We start from the raw sequence: 20296 nt of genomic DNA, 5'->3' as shown, positions 1-20296 counted from the left end.
TCTCTGTCATGCGTCTAAAGTCCAAAACGGCGCTGCTTGGAAATAATGGGAAAGCTGCTATATTCCGGTTTGGAGTGAGGAGCGGATTTTCACCCGCCCCTCCTTTTCTGACTAGTTGAATTGAACCCGGATGCTGAGCGACCAACTCGTCCGGGTTCTTTTCGTCGTCAGCGTGATGCTAAATGGTAACCACCACAAAGTTCACCTCCAGTTTTATCCGCAAGGCCCGTGCCGGGTCGAGGAGGCCCATCTTCTCGATGCGCCGGTTCGCTCGGCGCTTGCTGCTTCTGCTTATAAAACTCCTCCACACATGGCTGTAATTGTCGCAGAGCACAACGAATGCAGGGTTGCATAAGAGGCCGGTTAACGGCGCTGCGGGTTGTCCCGAGATCACAAGCGCTACCATCTTGATTGCGTCGCAATTGCCGGTTTAATGCGGAGCATGACGACAGAGAACAGACTATCGTGGATCAGACTTGCCGCCGTAGTAATACCGGTGATGTTTTCGCTACCGCTGGTATTGGGATTTTTCGGCGCGGCCCATCCACTGTTCGATTCTTTTGCGCATTTCCGCATGCATCTCGCGGCGCTGATGGCCATATCGGCCATCCCAGCCCTTATTTTTGGACTGTGGCGAGAAGGTTTGATGGCAATGGTGCTGGGACTGACCGCACTTGGTTCCGTGCTTGTTCCCTCCCCTGCGCCTTCCGCAGAAGCTAAAACAGCCCAGCCGGAATACAAACTGATGCAGCTGAACCTGCGCTACGACAATCGTCACCAGGCTGACGTCCTTCGGTTGATCGCGCAAGAAGCGCCCGATGTCATCACCTTGCAGGAAGTATCCACTGCGTGGCGCCCCAAACTGAAAGCGATCGAAGCACGCTATCCCTATAATCTCTACTGCCCTAACCGCAGCCATATTGGCGGCGTTGCAATTCTCTCCCGCCGTCCATTTGCGCTCGGTACCACGCCACAATGTGTCGACAGTTTGATCGGTCTCGCACGCGTTGATTTCGGCGGACGCAGCGCCGTTATTACTGCAATCCACCTCGACTGGCCGTGGCCCTATGGCCAAGCCAGCAATGTTGAGACGATCAAGCCCTACTTCGAGCGGCTTCAAGGTCCAATGATCATTGCTGGTGATTTCAACGCGACATCCTGGAGTCAGACACTTAAAACCATCACCGAGGCGAGCAAGACATCTTCAGCCGAAGGGTTGCGGCCGAGCTGGCTCGTCAACGGCTCATTGGCGCATGCGGCGCGATGGGTTGGCCTGCCGATCGATCACATCCTCGTTTCGGACCGCATTATCCAAACGCGAGTCGAGACACTGCAGCCTGTCGGCTCGGATCATTTGCCGCTGCTGCTACGCTTTTCAATTAGCGGCGTCGATGACAATGGCGGTCCGGATCAGCAGACTGTGATGAGGCAAAGCGATCACATATTCTGATAGACCGGTCCTTCGCCGCCCTGTGGTGGCACCCAGTTGATGTTCTGATTGGGGTCCTTGATATCGCATGTCTTGCAATGCACGCAGTTCTGCGCGTTGATCACGAACTTCGACCCGTTTGGCTCCTCGACCCACTCATAGACACCGGCCGGGCAGTAACGTGCAGAAGGTCCGGCATAGACTTCGAGCTCAGAGCTTTTCTGCAGGCCCATATCCTTGACGATCAGGTGAACCGGCTCGTTTTCCTCATGATTGGTGTTGGACAGGAACACCGAGGACAGGCGATCGAAGGTCAGGACGCCATCGGGCTTTGGATAGGCGATTGGCGTGTATTTGCTGGCAGGTTCGAGGGAGGCTGCATCGGTCTTGCCATGCTTCCACGTGCCGAAGGGTGACCAGCCGCCAAAGATCGTGTTGAGCCACATATCGAGACCGCCAAGCATGACCCCACCGATTGTGCCTAGCTTCGACCACATGGGCTTGACGTTACGCACACGCTTCAAATCCTTGCCGATCTCACTTGAGCGCCAAGCGTTCTCGTAAGCAATAAGCTCGTCATTAGCACGCCCGGCGGCGATCGCTTCCGCCACATGTTCGGCGGCCAGCATGCCGGAGAGCATGGCATTGTGCGAACCCTTGATGCGCGGCACGTTGACGAAGCCAGCCGAGCAGCCGAGCAACGCCCCTCCGGGGAAAGACAGCTTTGGCACTGACTGCCAACCGCCTTCAGTGATCGCCCGCGCACCATAGCCCAGGCGCTTGCCCCCTTCGAAGAGGCCACGAATGGACGGATGGGTCTTGAAGCGCTGGAACTCCTCGAATGGCGAAAGGTAGGGATTCTTGTAGTTGAGGTGCATGACGAAGCCGACGGCGACCGTATTGTCCTCAAGATGGTAGAGGAATGACCCGCCGCCCGTCTTCATGTCCAGCGGCCATCCGAACGAATGCTGCACGAGGCCCAGCTTGTGCTTCGCCGGATCAACTTGCCACAATTCCTTCAATCCGATACCGAATTTCGCCGGCTCCTTACCTTCATCGAGCTTGAATTTTTTGATCAATTGCTTGGCGAGCGAACCACGCGCGCCTTCCGCGACCAGGATATACTTTCCGAGCAGCGCCATGCCCCGCGTATAGGCCGGTCCGGGACTGCCATCCTTCTCGATGCCCATGTCACCGGTAGCAACACCGATAACAGCGCCGTTGTCGTCGTAAAGCACTTCCGAGCCGGCAAAGCCCGGGTAGATTTCTACGCCCAGTTCTTCTGCCTTGGTGCCGAGCCAACGGCAGACATTGCCCAGCGAGACAATGAAATTGCCATGATTGTTCATCAAAGGCGGCATGGCGAAATTCGGAAGACGCACCGAGCCGGAATGTCCGAGAACCAGAAAATGATCTGCCGTAACCGGCGTATTGAAGGGATGTCCTTCCTCGTCGCGCCAGCCCGGCAGGAGCTTGTCGACGCCGATCGGGTCGACCACGGCGCCCGAAAGAATGTGCGCACCAACTTCGCCGCCCTTTTCCAGGACCACAACCGACAATTCCGGATTGATCTGCTTGAGCTTGATCGCAGCGGTTAGACCAGCCGGCCCTCCTCCAACTATGACGACATCAAACTCCATGCTCTCGCGCTCTGGGAGTTCGGTTACCTCGCTCATGCAATCCTCCTAAGAATCATTCCCGTAAGCACTTTTGTGCAGTATTTTCCCGATTGGTAACGCAACAATAGCCATATGACACAGACAGTCATGCATTCCAGATGCGGCCAATTGCCCTCATTTCACGACGGTTGGCAGAATCTAAATTACTTTAACGTAAACGTCAATATTTTGCACTTTCATAGAATGTTTGCACGGGATGCGGTTTCAGTCATAATTCAGCTTATTGTCTCACATGCCAACCGATGGGAGACCTGATGAAACGATACCGCACGGACTGGATGCTGCGTGGCATGATGGCCATCTGCATGCTTTTTGTCGGTTACGTTCCAAGAGGATCGGCACAAGAAGATCCGCGGCTTTGGACGGCGGGGCCCTACTCATTTTCCGATGAGCTTGGCGGCTTCATCATTCGGTCCATCAGTGGCACGGGAACGATGCAGGATCCGATCATTCTCACGGAAGAGTTCCCCTCTGTAACGCCAACGACGCTCATCATTCGCACCGAAAAAGTAACGCAGCTTAACCCGAGCGAGGATGCCGGGATTCTATTCTATCTGCGCGTCCGGGCCACCAACAGCAGCGGTCATCCCTGGGTCGAGTTCGAGTTTGAACTACAGGAACAGCTTAACGTGCCAAGCGATTATGGCGATGGACTTTCCTTCTATCAGCCAGGTGACAAGAGGGGCATGATCAAATCGACCGGTTACGGCACTTTCAGCGACGACTTCGAGCCCTATGATCGTATGGTGTTTCGGGATGGCAAGATCGATCCCGGCTTTGGTGCGAGCTTTGATTTTCCTATCGCTGACTTCACACCCAAACGCGTGTTTTATCTGGTGCAGGAGCCACGCATTCCTTCCTCCTGACCTTGCAATTGTGCCAGCAATTTGCGACGTCAGAGACAAAAGGATTATCGCTTGACCAATTTGCGCGAACTGCTGCATTTCTATGCCGAGGCCGGCGTTGATACGCCGCTCGAAGATGCGCCGGTCGACCGCTTCTCCCAAGTCGAGACAAAGCGTGTTGCGGCTTCGCCCACGCAAGCCGCTCGACCTTCACAGCAGCAGCGACCTGAACAACCGGCGCCTAGTCAACCGGCTCCATCCATCCTCAGCAAGACCTCAGTCCCCGACGATGCCAAAATCGCGATGGCGCGGCAGATGGCTTCAAGTGCAGCTACGCTGGAGGAGTTGCGCGAGCAGCTCGCCGCATTCGACGGCTGCAATTTGAAATTCACCGCCAAGAACCTCGTGTTCGCCGATGGCAATCCTGCTGCTCCGATCATGTTCGTCGGTGAAGCACCGGGCCGTGAAGAAGATCTCGAAGGTGTTCCTTTCATTGGCCGCTCAGGGCAACTCCTCGATCGCATGTTTGCGGCCATCGGCCTCGACCGGACCAGTGTCTATATCGCCAATACCATTCCATGGCGTCCACCTGGCAACCGCACGCCAACGCCACTTGAAACGGAGATTTGCCGCCCATTCTTCGAGCGCCAGATTGAACTCGCCAATCCAAGGCTGCTCGTCGCGCTTGGTGGCCCAGCGGCCAAAGCGCTTACCAATGCGACGGAAGGTATTTTGCGCCTGCGTGGAAACTGGAAAGCCCATCTGACGACGTCCGGCATCCAGATTCCGGTGATGCCGACGCTGCATCCGGCTTATCTTTTGCGAAATCCTGCCCAAAAGCGCTTCGCCTGGCGCGATTTCGTCAACGTCAAAATTCGACTGCGTGCATTGACGGACTAGATTGGCGCAAAACTGGAATGGCCGTGTCGTAATTTCAGGCTCCCGAGCCAATCCAAGCCTGTAGTTTCGGGCATTGAAACGCAGGATACATATATGTTTCGCCAGCTCTTGCCGATAGCGGCATTATTGACCAGCACGTTTCTGATGCTGACGGCAGGGGGCCTCGCGGGAATCCTGCTCCCCTTGCGCGCGGGCATGGAAGGCTGGTCGCCGACTACCATCGGTTGGCTAGGAACCGGTTACGCGCTGGCATTCACCGGCGGCTGCATCATCGTTCCGCGTCTCGTGCGGCGTGTCGGGCATGTGCGTGTCTTTGCCGTGCTCTTGACGCTCCTCAGCATGTCGATGCTGATGCACGGTCTGATCATCGATCCTTGGGCCTGGACGCTGTTTCGGGCGCTGGCCGGTTTTTCATTGGCCGGCAGTTACATGGTGATCGAAAGCTGGCTGAACGAGCGCGTCACCAATTCGACACGCGGCATGGTGTTTTCGATCTACATGATCGTTTCCATGCTCGGACTTCTCGTTGGCCAATATATTCTGCCGTTCGGCGATCCGGCGACACAGGCTTTGTTCATGATCGGGGCGTTGATCTATGCTGGCGCCCTGGTGCCGACTGGTCTTTCAAATGCGCAGTCACCACGCCCACTGACGCAGGTATCGCTGGACCTTCCCGGGCTCTACCGGAAATCACCCGCTGCGTTGATCGGCTCGCTTCTGGCGGGGATCATCGCCGGTGCGTGGAACTTTCTTGCGGCGATCTATGGCCGCGAGATCGGCCTGTCGACTTTCGGCATCGCGACGATGATCGCGAGTTCGATGATCGGCGGCGCAATTTTCCAGTACCCAATCGGCCGTATCTCGGATTTCGTCGACAGGCGGTACGTGATGGTCGTGGCCGGGATCGGCGGTGTCGCGATATCGCTGACGATGATCATGGTTCAGCCCACTACCCCATGGGTGGTCTACACGTTGATGTTTGTTTTCGGGACGGTACTGTTTCCGATCTATTCGCTCAATGTGGCGCATGCCAACGACTTCGCCGAACCCAGTGAATTCGTCAAGATTTCCAGTGGCCTGCTCATTGTTTATGGTGTCGGCAGCATGATCGGCCCGCAGATCGCCGGGCGGTTGATGGATCTGAACGGCCCTTCGGGATTCTTTGTCACGATGGCAATCAGCTATGCGGCCTATGGTTCCTATGCGTTCTGGCGCAGCCTTCGCCGTGCGTCGCAAGCTCCCTCAGAGCGTCCCGATTTCGCCATTCGCCCGCATGACCGGCCGCATACTCCAGAGACTTTCCAGCTACACCCCCTGAGCGAGGTGGCGCAGGAAGAGTAGTGGTCATCCCTGCGGCGTCGAGACCTTGCGGGCACGTGCCCGGGCGAGGCCAAGCCGATGCTCGCGATATATGATGAAGATGCCGGCGCTGATGACGATTGCGGCTCCGGTGATCATCTCCGCTGTCGGGATGTCACCGAAGAGCAGATAGCCGAGGGCGAGCCCCAGCAACATGGAGGTATATTCGAATGGAGCGATCGCCGACATGTCGGCATGGCGGTAGCTCTCCGTCAGCAGAATTTGCGCAACGCCGCCCGCAATTCCGGCGAAGATCAGACAGGTCGCCTGAAAGGCAGTCGGCCAGACCCAGCCAAACGGAAGGCTGACCAGCGCAATGACGCTTGAGGCGATGGAGAAGTAAACGACGATGGTCGGCGTGCGCTCCGTCTGCACCAGCTTGCGCACAAGCAGCATGGCAATGGCGGCGAGCCCTGCACCGCCCAATGTCGCCAGCGCGCCGACAGCCTGATCCGCACCGAACTCGGTTTCCCCGGTGAAGAACGACATGCGCGGCCAAAGGATGATCACGACCCCGACAAGACCGAAGCACACTGCCGACCAGCGATAGAGCCGTACTGTCTCGCGCAGGAAAATTGCACTGCATACGACGGTCAGCAGTGGCGTCGCATAACTGATTGCGATGGACTCAGGCAGGGGAAGCTTGGTCAGACCATAAAAACTGAGGCTCATGGCGCTAACGCCGACGAATCCGCGCCAAAAATGGCTGAAGGGCTCGCTCGTCTTGAATGCCACAGCCATCTGTCCCTGCCACGCAATGAAGGCAATGACCGGAAAAATCGCAAAGAAGGAGCGGAAGAACACCAGTTGGCCCGCCGGAATACCGTCAGATGCTTTCAAGAGGCTCGACATGCAGACGAATACGCAGACCGAGGCGACCTTGAGACCAATTCCCAGCATGACATTGGTGCTGCGCGCGCGATCTGCGACAAGTGGTTCACCATCTCGCGGGTGAACAATAGTGGACACGGTTTTACATCCTGGAAGAAAGAGTGGTCGGCGGCGGTATGGAATTGTAAACTGATATATCTTTAGGATGGTTTAAGCGGCCACACCAGTGGGCAATCATTCACGTTGCGTTTGTGAACCAAACAAATCGGCATTTGTTGTGCCCCACAAGAAAGATCGATAGGGTCCCCGCCATCAATAAGGACAGTTAGACGATGCGTACCGATACCGGCCAGGTTTTTCATCTGGAAGATTACAAGCCCACCGATTTTCTCATTCCCGAAACCCACCTCGATTTCAGTCTCCATCCCGAGCGCACAGTCGTCAAATCCACACTGCAGATCGAGCGCAGGGAGGGTGTTGCATCCGACGCTCCTCTCATTCTGGACGGCGACGACCTCAAGCTGGTTGATATCCGCCTCGACGGGGCCGTCCTTGGCGACAATGCCTACGTAGCGACGCCAGATCGCCTAGAAATTCGCGGCTTGCCGGAAAATGGCGCCTTCACGCTAGAAATTACCACGGAGATCAACCCGACCACCAATCGGCAATTGACCGGGCTATATCGGTCGAGCGACGTTTATTGCACGCAGTGCGAGGCGGAGGGTTTTCGCCGCATCACCTATTTCCTCGACCGGCCCGACATGCTCTCCGTTTACACGGTGCGTATCGAAGCCGAACGCAGCGAAGCACCATTGCTGTTGTCGAATGGCAACCCCCAAGATAAGGGCAAACTTGCCAACGGCCGGCATTTTGCTGTCTGGCATGATCCGCATCCGAAGCCAGCCTATCTGTTCGCGCTTGTCGCCGGCGATCTTGGCGTGATTACCGATACGTTCACAACCGCTTCGGGGCGTCATGTCGATCTCGGCATCTATGTCGAGCACGGCAAGGAGCCCCGCGCGCTTTATGCCATGGATGCGCTGAAGCGTTCGATGAAATGGGACGAGGATGTCTTCGGCCGTGAATATGATCTCAACGTGTTCAATGTCGTCGCGGTGTCCGATTTCAATATGGGCGCTATGGAAAACAAAGGGCTCAACGTCTTTAACGACAAGTACGTGCTGGCCGATCCAGATACCGCGACCGATACAGATTATGCCGGAATCGAAGCGGTGATCGCCCACGAATATTTCCACAATTGGACAGGAAACAGAATCACTTGTCGCGACTGGTTCCAGCTTTGCCTGAAGGAGGGGCTGACCGTTTACCGCGACCATGAATTTTCCGCCGACATGCGTTCGCGCGCCGTCAAGCGCATCGCCGAGGTGAAGGGCCTCAAGGCGCATCAGTTCCCCGAAGATGCCGGCCCCCTCGCCCACCCGGTGCGTCCCCGCCAGTTCCGCGAGATCAACAATTTCTACACCTCGACTGTCTACGAGAAAGGTTCCGAGGTTGTGCGTATGATCCGTACCGTTCTCGGGCCGGAACTCTTCCGCAAGGGTATGGACCTCTATTTCGAGCGCCATGATGGCGATGCCGCGACGATCGAGGATTTCATCAAGGTCTTCGAGGATGCGTCGGGCGAAGATCTCAGCCAGTTTGCGCTCTGGTACGACCAGGCCGGGACTCCCAATCTCGCCATAACCTACGACTATGATCAGGCGACCAAGACCTTCGAAATCGAGATCGAGCAGTCGTTGAAGCCGACACCGGGCCAGACTTCGAAAAAGCCGATGCACATCCCCGTGCAGTTTGCGCTGCTCGGCGCCAAAGGTCGTGAGCTTAGGCCACGGTCAGCGAAGGGCGGTCTGGTCAAGGACGACGTCATCCATCTGCGCAAGCGCAAGGAGCGCTTCAGCTTTTCCGGTATCCCCGAACGCCCGGTCCCTTCACTGCTGCGCGGCTTTTCGGCACCGGTGACGCTTACCAGCGAATTGACCCGGACCGACCTCGCCTTCCTCGCCCGCAACGACGGCGATGAGGTGACGCGCTGGCAAGCCCTTACTCAACTGCTTAACGCCAAGCTGACGAGCAATGCCAAACGCGTCCGCGGCGGCAAGCCGGCGACAATCGAGAACTCGTCGATCAAGCTACTCGGCGAGATCGCCTTTAACGTAACGCTGGATGAGGCGTTTCGGGCGCTGTGCCTTAGCATCCCGTCCGAAAGCGACATTGCGCGTGAACTTGGCGCGAATATCGACCCGGATGCCATTCTTGGCAGTCGTGATGCGTTGATCAGCGCCGTGGCCGAAGCACATGCGGGGAAGTTCGCGCAAACTTATGGCGAGCTCGCGCAGGAGGGCTCGTTCAAGCCGGACGCGGCCGGAGCGGGCCGCAGAGCGCTGCGCAACGTGCTGCTCGATTATCTGAGTGTCGCCGAGAGTAGTTCGAAGCGGGCCGCGACGCAGTTCAAAAACGCCGACAATATGACAGATCGGGCTGCTGCGCTTGGTGTGCTCGTCCAGCGCTTTGGCGACAGCGATGCGACAAACCATGCGCTGCAGGCCTTCGAGGCGCGTTTCGGCAATGATCCGCTCGTCATGGACAAATGGTTCGTGGTGCAGGCGATGCAGCCGGGGAATGGAGCGCTGGACAAGGTGCGCGAGTTGATGACCCACAAGCTGTTCTCGCTCGACAATCCCAATCGCACCAGGGCTTTGATCGGCGCGTTTTCCAGCGGTAATCAGACGGGCTTCAATCGCGCCGACGGTGCAGGCTACAAGTTCTTTGCCGAGACGATCCTGACCATCGACAAAAAGAACCCGCAGCTTGCAGCACGGCTTCTGACGGCAATGCGCTCGTGGCGATCGTTCGAACCCGTACGGCGCGAGCATGCACGTGAATCACTGGCGACCATCGCTAGAGAGACGGGACTTTCGGCGGACGTGCGGGATATCGTCGAGCGGACGCTGGCCTAGAGAGGGCGTCTGCGGGTTATCCACTGCCCTGTTTATTCATCGTCCTCGGGCATCGCCCGAGGTATCTTGAGTCATTTCAAGGAGTTATGACTCGTCGTTTGATTGTAGTTTTGGCCCGCCATAAGTATTGATAAATATTTAACAAAGGGACTAGACACGCAGAATCAGTTTTGATTCACTACAGGTGCTTCGGATGTGCGGCGTGCTGAAGCAAATCACTGATTACAAAGGCAAAATGAGGGGGCCATTCGATGGCAAATGCGGACGCGTATCGCGCGCCGACGGGGAAGAATTATGCCAAAAGCCGGAACGATGCGCGGGGGCGCAACCGGCTTTCGGGTCACATAAAACTTCTCGCCGATCCCGCCTATGGCAAGCTGCTTGCCGCCGAGCCCTATCTTCGCCGCGCGATTCCACCACTCATCATCGTCTTCCTGCTCGCACTGGCTCTCGCGCGTTCCATGTCACTTCTCGGTTGGCGTGACGACACGGAGCGTACGGCCCGCGCAACCTTGTCCATGGCCGCAACCCATGTGGCGAGCGTCATCGACAATCGCATGAACGGCGGCCAAAAACTGAGCGTGGGTGACCTGCAGAACATTGTCAGCGAAATCCGCGCCAATGATCTGATCCCGTCGGGCATGTGGTTTGCCATCGCGAATGATGAAGCGAACATCGTGGTCTCATCCGATGGTGGTGACTATTGGCGTAACAAGAATCTCGAGCGTTTCGTTACCGAAGGGCAGCCGCTTTTCCTCTTTGGGGACCGGGCAGGCGCAATGCCGGTAAAAGTTGAAGGCACACCTGCCCTCGCCGCCTTCAGCCGTTCGGGCAATGGCGCTTATTCGGTCTTTGTCATGCACCCTGTCGAGGCCGTCTTCGCCGACTGGCGTCGTGTTGTGTCGATCAACGTCACGATGTTCGCCGGCACGGCAACGATCATGCTGATCGTGCTCTATGCCTATTTCAGCCAAGCGGCTCGCGCGCAGGATGCGGACGAGCTCTACCAACATACACAAGCACGGGTGGACACGGCATTGGCGCGGGGCCGCTGTGGCCTGTGGGACTGGGACATGGCGCGCGGGCGGGTATACTGGTCGCGCTCCATGTATGAGATGCTCGGCTACGAGGCCTACGACGCCATTCTCTCCCTCGGTGACATATCGTCGATCATCCATCCAGACGATGACAAGCTCTACAGCCTTGCGGCACAGGTGGCAGCCGGCGAAATAAGCCAGATGGACCGTGTCTTCCGTATGCGCCATGCGGAGGGTCATTGGGTATGGATGCGGGTGCGAGCGCAAGTTGCCGATGCAAATGTCGGCGATCTGCATCTGGTGGGCGTCGCTGTGGATGTCAGCGAACAGCACCGGTTTGTTCAGGCGACAGCACAGGCCGATCAGCGTATCCGTGAGGCGATCGAAAGCATCTCGGAGACGTTCGTTCTGTGGGATGCCGATAACCGCCTGGTCATGTCGAACAGCAAGTTCAACGAATATTCAGGGCTCGCCAATGAATGCCTGCTACCGGGTATCGGTCGCGAGGAGCTCGAGCCACGGATCCGCGCTGTCGCCCTGGAAAAGCGAATGGCCAATGAACACGGTCGCAATGGCGCGCTGACATTCGAGCGGCAGCTGGCCGATGGCCGATGGCTACAGGTTAATGAGCGGCGCACGCAGGATGGAGGCCTCGTGTCCGTGGGTACCGATATCACCCAGTTGAAAGTGCACGAAGAACGATTGGTCGACAGCGAGCGCCGCTTGATGGCGACAATTCACGATCTGAGCCTTGCGCGCAAATCCGAGATCGAACGTACGCTGGAGCTTACAGAACTCAACAGCAAATATGCCGTCGAGAAGGAGCGTGCCGAGGCCGCCAACCGGGCAAAGTCCGAATTCCTCGCCAACATGTCACACGAATTGCGCACGCCGCTCAATGCCATCATCGGCTTCTCGGAAATCATGCATTCTGGAACGTTTGGCGCGCTCGGCTCCGACCGCTACGTGGAATACGTCCACGACATCCATACCAGCGGCAACTATCTCCTGAATGTCATTAACGACATACTCGACATGTCGAAGATCGAGGCCGGGCATTTCTCGCTGGATCGCGAGGAGATCGATCTTTGCCCGCTCATCCGCGAGACCGTGCGCGTCGTGTCGCTGCAGGCACAGGAAAAAGACGTGAAGGTCGACACCAGGATCGCGGAAAGCGTTACACTCAATGCCGACCGCCGTGCCATAAAACAAATATTGATCAATCTGTTGTCGAACGCCGTGAAGTTCACCGATACGGGCGGGCGTATCTCTGTTCGAGCGCGTAAAGTATCGGGTGCACTTGTCTTCACTATCGAGGATACCGGCTGCGGTATTCCCAAAGAAGCGCTGAAGAAAATCGGCCAACCCTTTGAACAGGTGGAAAATCAATTCACAAAATCCCACGCAGGTTCAGGATTAGGCCTCGCCATTTCTCGCTCGTTGACCCAACTACATGGTGGAGCATTGAAGATACGTTCCACCGAGGGTGTCGGTACAATCGTTTCGGTGCGCATACCGGAAAGAACAGACGGGTAACCTCCCCATCTAATACTTCAGCATTAGTTGCTAGCTAGCCCGAATAAGCGTATAGTCAATCGAAATATTGAGGGAGGTGTGCCATGCTGAAGAAATTCGCATGTATGCTTTTCTTGACGTGCGCTGTTGCCCTCCCTCCACCTATGCCGGTTGGGGCACAACAAGCAGTGCCAAGCGAAGTCATAGAAGGTGTTTGCGACGTTCCGACAGCCATTAAAGAGAATTGGGATGTCTGGTATGAAATCACTGCCGTCAAGGGAAACGGGCTGTTTCCTACCCATGTGCACGATGGCATTGAATGCGTGACGACGATCAAGGGCACCGGATTTTGGTGGACCGCCGATAAAGGCGGCACCACAACGAAGGTTCCGACACAGCAGACCTTCTTGATACCTGACCTTACGGTTCACACCGGAGGAAATATGGATCAAGGCGAAATGCATTATCTGTCTACACACATTATGCGAGCGGGTGCACCTTTCCGCGACATTTGCACTGCGCTTGGCGCACCGACAAGCATGATCGTTAATGTCAATTCATCAAATCCGTTCAAGGTGATTTTTCGTAATCAGAAACCCATCGACGGTCCGTACAAGGTCAAGCAGAGCATCAAAACGCTGCCCACGGGAGCTAGTGATACGGTTCGCGGCAACGAGCCCATTTACGTCGCTGCCGTCGATGGCGCACTTGTCTTGAAGTCGGGCAGCGATACACGAACGCTGCAAGTCGGCGAAGGATTTCTGGTTGCCGCCGGTACAACCGTCATAGTGGGTAATACGGCCGAGGGCAAAGCCCGGTTGGCCATACTTGAAGTAACGCCCGCAGGCTGACATTGCTAGCTGGAGCGTATGCGCTGTATGCGGTTTGCTGCAAGCAGGGCGTCGAATGTCTTCCGCACCGATTGGGCGGTCTCCGCCAGCTGGCTTTCGACACGTTCCATATCGGGCAGATCACAGGCGCGGCAGAGCAATTCAGATAGCCCGGGCGGGAAATCCTCGCGCTTGACGTCACCGTTCAGGCACAAGCGAATGATCTGGGTGATGCCCGTATAGAGGTGAGCCGCATCGACGAGGTTGTCGGTCACGGCTAGATCGGCGAAGTCCGGTTTTAACTTCTCAACGACCTCCGCCGTGGGTTGCGCATTCGCTGGTCCATCGACTTTCCCCGTCAGCACCGCAAACTGGGCAATGAATTCGATATCGATGATACCGCCGGCAACGAGCTTCAAATCCCACGCATCGCTCGGCGGCTTCTCTGCCTCGATCATCGCGCGCATTTCGGCAACGTCCTTCGCGATCTTTGCCGGATCGCGTGGCATGGCCAGGATATCACTGACATCCTCTTCAATTTCGGTAAACAACGTCTCATCGCCGGCAACCGGCCGGGCGCGGGTCAGTGCCATATGCTCCCAAGTCCACGCGTCATTTAGCTGGTATTTGCGAAAGGCGTCGATGTGCGTGGCGACCGGCCCCTTGTTGCCGGATGGGCGCAGGCGGAAGTCGACCTCGTAAAGCACGCCTTCCGACGTTGGCGCGGAGAGTGCCGCGATCAGTCGCTGGGTCAGACGCATATAGTACTGCGAGGGCGCGAGCCCCTTCTCCCCATCGGACTCCTCTGCATCCTCATCGTGGTCATAGAGCAGGATGAGGTCGACATCAGACCCCGCTGTCAGTTCCCGGCTGCCAAGCTTTCCCATGCCAAGAATGGCAATGCGCCCACCACTGATCCTGCCATGTTTGCTGGCAAATTCGTCCATGACGGCTTTGAGGGCTCTGTCGATGACGAGATCGGCCAGATGCGAGAAGGCTTTGCCGGCCCTTCCTCCGCTGATCGCGCCGGTCAACAGCCGGATGCCGATAAGAAAGCGATGCTCGGCCGCAAAGATACGCAGACGGTCAAGAATGTCTTCGTAAACTTTGCAGGGGCCGAGAAAGCTCTCCAGCCGTTCGGCCAAGTAGGCGCGCGTCGGTACATCCGCGAAGATTGCGGGATCGAGCATGCCGTCAAAAATATGCGGCTTGCGGGTGATGATATCGGCAAGCCGTGGCGCTGCACCCATGATCAGCACAAGAAGATCGAGAAGGCGCGGATTGGATTGTAGCAGGCTGAACAGCTGGATGCCTGCCGGCAGGCCCTTTATCATTCCATCGAAACGCATCAAAGCCTCGTCGGCGCGGCTGGTTGCGCCGAAAGCCTTCAATAGCACTGGCGTCAGCTCGGTCAGGCGCTCGCGGGCCTCTGCCGATTGCGTCGCGCGGTAGCGGCCGAAATGCCAGGTGCGGATCACCCGGCAGATATCGCTCGGCCGCTCGAAGCCGAATTTCTCCAGCGTCTTCAATGTATCGGGATCATCGACGTCACCGGTGAACACCAGATTGCCCGCCTCGGCCGTCAGGTCCTGTGCCTGCTCGAACAGGGCTGCGTAGTGGGTTTCGACCGTCTTCAGGGCTGTTCGAAAATCCTCGGCAAAGGTCTCGCCATCCTTGTAACCCATCATATGGGCAATCCGCAGAAAGTTCTCGTCGTCCTCCGGCAGCATGTGCGTTTGTTCGTCAGCGATCATCTGGATGCGGTGCTCGACATCACGCAGGAAGCTATATTTCTGTGCCAGTGTGTCGCGCGCTTCCTCGCTGATCCAGCCGAGGCCATGCAGGGCGCCAAGCATATCGACAGTGCTAGAACCGCGCAGTTGCGGGAAGCGGCCTCCGGCGATCAATTGCTGGGTCTGTACGAAGAACTCGATTTCGCGAATACCGCCCCGGCCAAGTTTCACATTGTGACCGCGCACGGCAATCTCACCATGTCCCCTATGCGCATGGATCTGCCGCTTGATGGAGTGAACATCGGCAATTGCTGCATAGTCGAGATATTTGCGCCAGACATATGGAGCAAGCTCTGCCAAGAACCGCTTTCCCGCGTCGATATCGCCTGCCACCGGCCGCGCCTTGATCATGGCCGCGCGCTCCCAGTTCTGCCCACGGCCTTCATAGTAGTTGAGCGCGGCAACGACGGGGATGGCCAACGGTGTTGAGCCCGGATCCGGCCGCAACCGTAGATCAGTGCGAAACACATAACCATCAGCAGTGCGGTCCTGCATGATGCGCACCAGACGCCGCGTCAACCGTGAAAAGGTCTCGACGCATTCATAGGGATCGGTGATGGCCGGACTGTGCTCGTCGATGAAAACGATCAAGTCGATATCTGAAGAATAATTCAACTCGAATGCGCCGAACTTTCCCATCGCAAGAATGATCCAGCCGGAGTCCTTGTCCGGATGCTTTAGATCAGGAAGTTTGAGCTTGCCGGCCTCTTGTGCATCACGCAGCAGGAACCGCACCGCGGCGCCAAGACATTCTTCGGCCAACCGTGACAGCCAGAACGTCGTCTCGGGCGTCGCAAACTGACCGGACAGGTCGCCCAATGCGATGAGCACATGGCCTTTGAGCTTTGCTTGCCGAAGCGCAGTCATCAGGCCTGCTTCGGTGACATCGTCGCCTTCGCTCGTCGTTGCAATTTCCAACATCAGCGCTTCAAGGCGCTTGGACAGCGGCATCTCGAACAGTGGTTCGATGATTTGGGGGCGACGTAAGAGAATGGCGCGCAGATACGGGGAGAGGTCGAGGACTGCTGCAATAAAGGCGGCCGCAGGCTTGTTGGCTGTCAGTGTACCGACGCCAGCGCATTCCTTTTCCGCCGCACGCGCGAAGAGGTCACGGAGCAAAGCTTCGGCATTCTGCGTATCCAATGGTTCCAGATCACGCAAGGTCTGCGCAAAGAAAGGCGCACTAGCACCCGCCGCTCCGGAACTCATACATTCTCCTCTCCCACCGGAAAAACGAGGACAGCCCGTAGCCCCGGCGCATTGTCAGTCAACTCCAATGTGCCACCGTGCAATTTCATGACGGCCTTGGCAAGACTGAGACCCAATCCGGACCCCGGTTGCGAACGGCTTTCCTCCAGACGCACAAAGCGTTCGGTCGCTCGAGCCACCTGATCTGGCGGAATTCCTGGACCGTTATCGGCGACAATGACCTTGACCTTGTCATCGTGTTTTTCCACTGACAACGTTACTTCAACCGGATTGTCGCTCGCGCTCGCATACTTGATGGCGTTGTCCACGAGATTGGAAATGGTCTGGCCGATCAGCTCGCGGTTCGCCTTGACAGGCGTTTCGTCGATCGGTCCCAGCGTCAGCGTGACACCCGCCTCCTCGGCCGAAGGCTCGTATAATTCGAAAACGTCTTCGACAATTGTCGATAGTGCAATCGGCTCCATCGTTTCGGTCGAATAGCCAGATTCGAGGCGTGAGATCATCAGGATTGCATTGAACGTACGGATCAGCTGATCGGAGTCGCTGATCATGCCTTCCATGGCGGCGCGATAAGCCTTCGTCGTCCTGGCGCTCGAAAGCGCAGATTCAGCACGATTGTGCATACGCGTCAGCGGCGTCTTCAGATCATGAGCGATGTTGTCGGAAACGTGTCTGACACCCTCGTTCAGTTCCTGAATGCGCGCCAGCATCCCGTTGAGATTTTCCGACAGGCGGTCAAACTCATCTCCGGATCCGCTCACGGGAAGTCGCCCGGCCAGATCGCCGCCCATGATGCGTTGCGAAGCGACCGATACCTCGTCAATACGCTGCAGCGCACGCCGCCCGACGAAGAACCATATCAGGAATGCACCGACGCCCATGATGCCGAGAGCGGCCATGAGCGCGCGACGCACGACGAGCCGGACCTGTTCCGGCTCACCCAGATCGCGTCCCACCATGACCCTGATGCCATTCGGCATGACGATCACCCTGGCAATGGCGGTGTGGACCTGCGGATCGCTACCCTCGTTGTACCGTTCATAGGTGATGGGGCGCTCTATCCAGCCCTCCGTCTGCAAGACGCCGACCTCGATGCTCTGGACATTACCGGCAACTATGCGCCCTGCCGGATCCGTTACGAGATAGAGGTAAGCGCCCGGCTGACGTCCGCGCCGATCAATCGTTCGCACGAGGCCGACAATACCGCCCCGTTGGTAGACCTGACCGATGCTCTCGATTTCTTCATTGACGGCCGTCTCCGTCTGTGTCGTCAAAAGCCGGACGGAAGAACTGGTGATATAGAATACCAGCACCAGCGCGCAGATCGTGAACAGTACGAGGTAAAGCGCTGACAGCCGCACGGCTGTCATTTTCATCATGGCACGGAAACGGCTCATGCATTGGTTCCGGCAGTCGCCTTCAGCATATAGCCGGCTCCACGCACCGTGTGCAGCAGGGGCGTTTCGAAGCCCTTTTCGATCTTGCCGCGCAGGCGCGAGACATGCACATCGATAACGTTGGTCTGCGGATCGAAGTGATAATCCCAGACATGCTCCAGCAGCATCGTTCGAGTGACGACCTGCCCGGAATGGCGCATCAGATATTCGAGCAGACGGAATTCGCGCGGCTGGAGGATGATGACCTGACCTGCCCGTTTGGCGGTATGCGACAGGCGGTCGAGTTCGAGATCGCCGACGCGATAGACAGTTTCCGCCTCTTTCGGGCTCGATCGCCTTTGCAGGACTTCGATGCGAGCCAAGAGCTCGGAGAAAGCGTAAGGCTTGGTAAGGTAATCGTCGCCGCCCGCCCTGAGGCCGGTGACACGATCATCAACCTGACCGAGAGCAGAGAGGATCAGAGCCGGCGTATCATTGCCTTGGGCGCGTAGAGCCGCGACCACAGAAAGGCCGTCGCGGCGCGGCAGCATGCGGTCAACGACAAGGGCGTCGTAAGTTCCCTGCTCCGCCAGTGTATAGCCGGTTTCGCCATCGCCAGCGATATCCGCCGAATGCCCCGCCTCGGCGAAGGCCTTCTCCAGATAACGGGCCGCTTCGCGGTCATCTTCGATCACAAGAATCTTCATGGCAGTACATTAAGCCGGTTTTGGTGAAGGAGTGAAGTATCGCTCATCGCAGAAAGAAAAAGCGGGCGGCAGAGTTATCGAAGGATCTGCCGCCCTATTGTGCTTTGGCGCTGACGGGGTGGGGGATGCAGCGCCGCCGCAACCCTTATCTCGTGTGGATCAACCCTGGTTGATAGGCAGAGCCACAAACCGCGATTGGTCGTTGGTCTGCACCTGGAGAAGAACGGCCTTACGCCCGGTCTTCGATGCATCTGCAATCGCAGTTTCAATTTCCGCACCGGTCTTCACCGGCTTGTTGTTGACCGAGACAATGATATCGCCTGTCGTGATACCCTTGTCGGCAGCATCACCCTGGCGGTCGATATCCGTCACCACGACGCCCTTGCCATCATCGGATGGCATGACTGTCAGGCCGTAGTCGTCGAGAGCCGAAGGCTTTGCCTGTTCTTCCTGCTGCGGAGCAGCGTTGGCCTGCTGATCGTCCTGCGGGTATGGCTTGATCGCGACGTTGATCGACTTCGCCTCGCCCTTGCGCCAGACCGTGAGCTCGGCATCCTTGCCGGCGCTGATTGCCGCAATCTTCTTGGCAAGATCACGCGGATCAGCGACCTTGTCACCATTGACTGCGGTAATCACGTCGCCAGCAGCGACACCGGCTTTGGCTGCAGGACCATCGGCCTGCGGTTCGGCAACGAGTGCACCTTTTTCTTCAGCGAGGCCGAGAGATTCAGCGATTTCCTTGCTGACGGGCTGTATCTGGACACCAATCCAGCCACGCGAAACCGAGCCGGTCTTGATCAGCTGATCGACAACATTCTTGGCGGTCGTCGCCGGGATGGCAAACGCAATACCAACACTGCCCCCCGAAGGCGAGAAGATCGCCGTATTGATGCCGACAACTTCACCGTTCAGATTGAAGGCTGGACCGCCGGAATTGCCGCGGTTGACGGCAGCGTCGATCTGCAGGAAGTCATCATAAGGACCTGCGCCGATATCGCGGCCACGGGCCGAGACGATACCAGCCGTAACAGTGCCGCCAAGGCCGAACGGATTACCAACAGCAACGACCCACTGTCCGACGCGGATCTGGTTATCGTCACCGAAGGTTACATAGGTGAATTTGCGCTTGTCATCGACTTTGAGAACGGCAAGGTCGGTACGCTTGTCCTTGCCGATCAACTTGGCATCGAGCTCGGTGCCGTCATTGAGGACGACAGTATATGCCGAGCCATCTTCAACCACGTGATTGTTGGTGACCAGATAGCCGTCTTCAGAGATAAAGAAGCCAGAACCCTGTGCAGTCGGGCGAATGCGATCCGGGCGGTTTTGGTCGCGCTGCGACTTGCGTTCCATGCCGCGTTTGCCCTGCTGACCCTGCTGGCCCTGGCCAAACTCAAAGAAGAAACGCTTCATGGGATTGTCATCGGGGAGCTGGTCCATCCCGGGGAAACCCGTGCCGTCATCGGCTGTGTCATGGACGGCGCTCTTGACCCGAACGCTGACGACGGCGGGGCTGACCTTTTCGACAACATCAGCGAAGCCTGGCTGCTGGGGAGCATCGACACGCACAGCCTCAGCCTGCGCAGGAACAATGGCGCTGAGCGGTCCGGTCGCCAAAAGGCCGCCGACGAGAGCCGAGGACAACAGGGCGGCGGCAATGCCCGCGCGATAAACAGAGGACTTACGAATGTTCGGCATGAATGTATCTCCTTGGACAACTGATCGATCTTGGATCGTCTTGTAATACCAGTGATACAGATAGGAAGGTTACCCAGCCATTTCCGCATTATGACAAATTTGTAAGGTTC

13 protein-coding genes are annotated in these 20296 nt (G+C 57.3%); 7 read left to right on the top strand and 6 right to left on the bottom strand.

The features are described from left to right. The first annotated feature begins 442 nt into the window (after positions 1–442). Positions 443–1450 carry an endonuclease/exonuclease/phosphatase family protein gene (locus PHA01_RS03135; RefSeq protein WP_271893278.1) on the top strand — a complete coding sequence of 336 codons (1008 nt, stop codon included), beginning with the start codon at positions 443–445 and terminating at the stop codon, positions 1448–1450. Here PHA01_RS03135 and PHA01_RS03130 read toward each other — a convergent pair. Continuing rightward, on the bottom strand, positions 1438–3105 hold the full coding sequence (locus PHA01_RS03130; RefSeq protein WP_271893276.1) for an electron transfer flavoprotein-ubiquinone oxidoreductase: 1668 nt from the start codon (positions 3103–3105) through the stop codon (positions 1438–1440). The two genes, PHA01_RS03135 and PHA01_RS03130, sit on opposite strands and share 13 nt — an antisense overlap. A gap of 257 nt (positions 3106–3362) precedes the next feature. On the opposite strand from PHA01_RS03130, the gene PHA01_RS03125 reads away from it, so the two are divergent. The 3 genes from PHA01_RS03125 to PHA01_RS03115 all read left to right on the top strand — a co-directional run bounded on the left by PHA01_RS03125 (position 3363) and on the right by PHA01_RS03115 (position 6194). Then, positions 3363–3974, top strand: coding sequence for a hypothetical protein (locus tag PHA01_RS03125; RefSeq protein WP_271893274.1), 612 nt, complete (start codon positions 3363–3365; stop codon positions 3972–3974). A gap of 51 nt (positions 3975–4025) precedes the next feature. Continuing rightward, on the top strand, positions 4026–4853 hold the full coding sequence (locus PHA01_RS03120) for a uracil-DNA glycosylase (protein ID WP_271893272.1): 828 nt from the start codon (positions 4026–4028) through the stop codon (positions 4851–4853). 93 nt (positions 4854–4946) lie between these two features. Next, entirely contained in the window at positions 4947–6194 is a 1248-nt protein-coding gene (locus PHA01_RS03115) for an MFS transporter (RefSeq protein WP_271893271.1), read from the top strand. 3 nt (positions 6195–6197) lie between these two features. Here PHA01_RS03115 and PHA01_RS03110 read toward each other — a convergent pair whose 3' ends face one another. Beyond that, entirely contained in the window at positions 6198–7112 is a 915-nt protein-coding gene (locus PHA01_RS03110; RefSeq protein ID WP_112527593.1) for a DMT family transporter, read from the bottom strand. 263 nt (positions 7113–7375) lie between these two features. Here PHA01_RS03110 and pepN point away from each other — a divergent pair, with 263 nt between their 5' ends. From pepN to PHA01_RS03095, 3 genes are all read left to right on the top strand, one after another. After that, positions 7376–10021 carry an aminopeptidase N gene (gene pepN, locus PHA01_RS03105; RefSeq protein ID WP_271893270.1) on the top strand — a complete coding sequence of 882 codons (2646 nt, stop codon included), beginning with the start codon at positions 7376–7378 and terminating at the stop codon, positions 10019–10021. 251 nt (positions 10022–10272) lie between these two features. Then, entirely contained in the window at positions 10273–12594 is a 2322-nt protein-coding gene (locus tag PHA01_RS03100) for a PAS domain-containing sensor histidine kinase (RefSeq protein WP_271893269.1), read from the top strand. 83 nt (positions 12595–12677) lie between these two features. Then, positions 12678–13424 carry a hypothetical protein gene (locus PHA01_RS03095; protein ID WP_271893268.1) on the top strand — a complete coding sequence of 249 codons (747 nt, stop codon included), beginning with the start codon at positions 12678–12680 and terminating at the stop codon, positions 13422–13424. A gap of 5 nt (positions 13425–13429) precedes the next feature. Here PHA01_RS03095 and PHA01_RS03090 read toward each other — a convergent pair whose 3' ends face one another. The 4 genes from PHA01_RS03090 to PHA01_RS03075 form a co-directional block, all read right to left on the bottom strand. Continuing rightward, positions 13430–16405 (bottom strand): bifunctional [glutamine synthetase] adenylyltransferase/[glutamine synthetase]-adenylyl-L-tyrosine phosphorylase, encoded by a 2976-nt coding sequence (locus PHA01_RS03090; protein WP_271893266.1) that lies wholly within the window; start codon positions 16403–16405, stop codon positions 13430–13432. Beyond that, a complete protein-coding gene (locus PHA01_RS03085) occupies positions 16402–17802 on the bottom strand; it encodes a sensor histidine kinase (RefSeq protein ID WP_271893264.1) in 1401 nt (466 codons plus the stop codon). The genes PHA01_RS03090 and PHA01_RS03085 overlap by 4 nt, the downstream gene beginning before the upstream one ends. After that, the gene (locus tag PHA01_RS03080; RefSeq protein WP_262293795.1) at positions 17799–18488 is read right to left on the bottom strand and encodes a response regulator transcription factor; all 690 of its coding nucleotides are present in this window, start codon (positions 18486–18488) and stop codon (positions 17799–17801) included. The genes PHA01_RS03085 and PHA01_RS03080 overlap by 4 nt, the downstream gene beginning before the upstream one ends. 159 nt (positions 18489–18647) lie before the next feature. Further along, the gene (locus PHA01_RS03075) at positions 18648–20186 is read right to left on the bottom strand and encodes a Do family serine endopeptidase (protein ID WP_271893260.1); all 1539 of its coding nucleotides are present in this window, start codon (positions 20184–20186) and stop codon (positions 18648–18650) included. Between the last annotated feature and the right edge of the window lie 110 nt (positions 20187–20296).

The organism is Candidatus Phyllobacterium onerii (assembly GCF_028331445.1).
GTDB lineage: Bacteria > Pseudomonadota > Alphaproteobacteria > Rhizobiales > Rhizobiaceae > Phyllobacterium > Phyllobacterium onerii.
The sequence above is the reverse complement of the archived record's forward strand: the minus strand, read 5'-3'. Positions and strand labels throughout refer to the sequence as shown.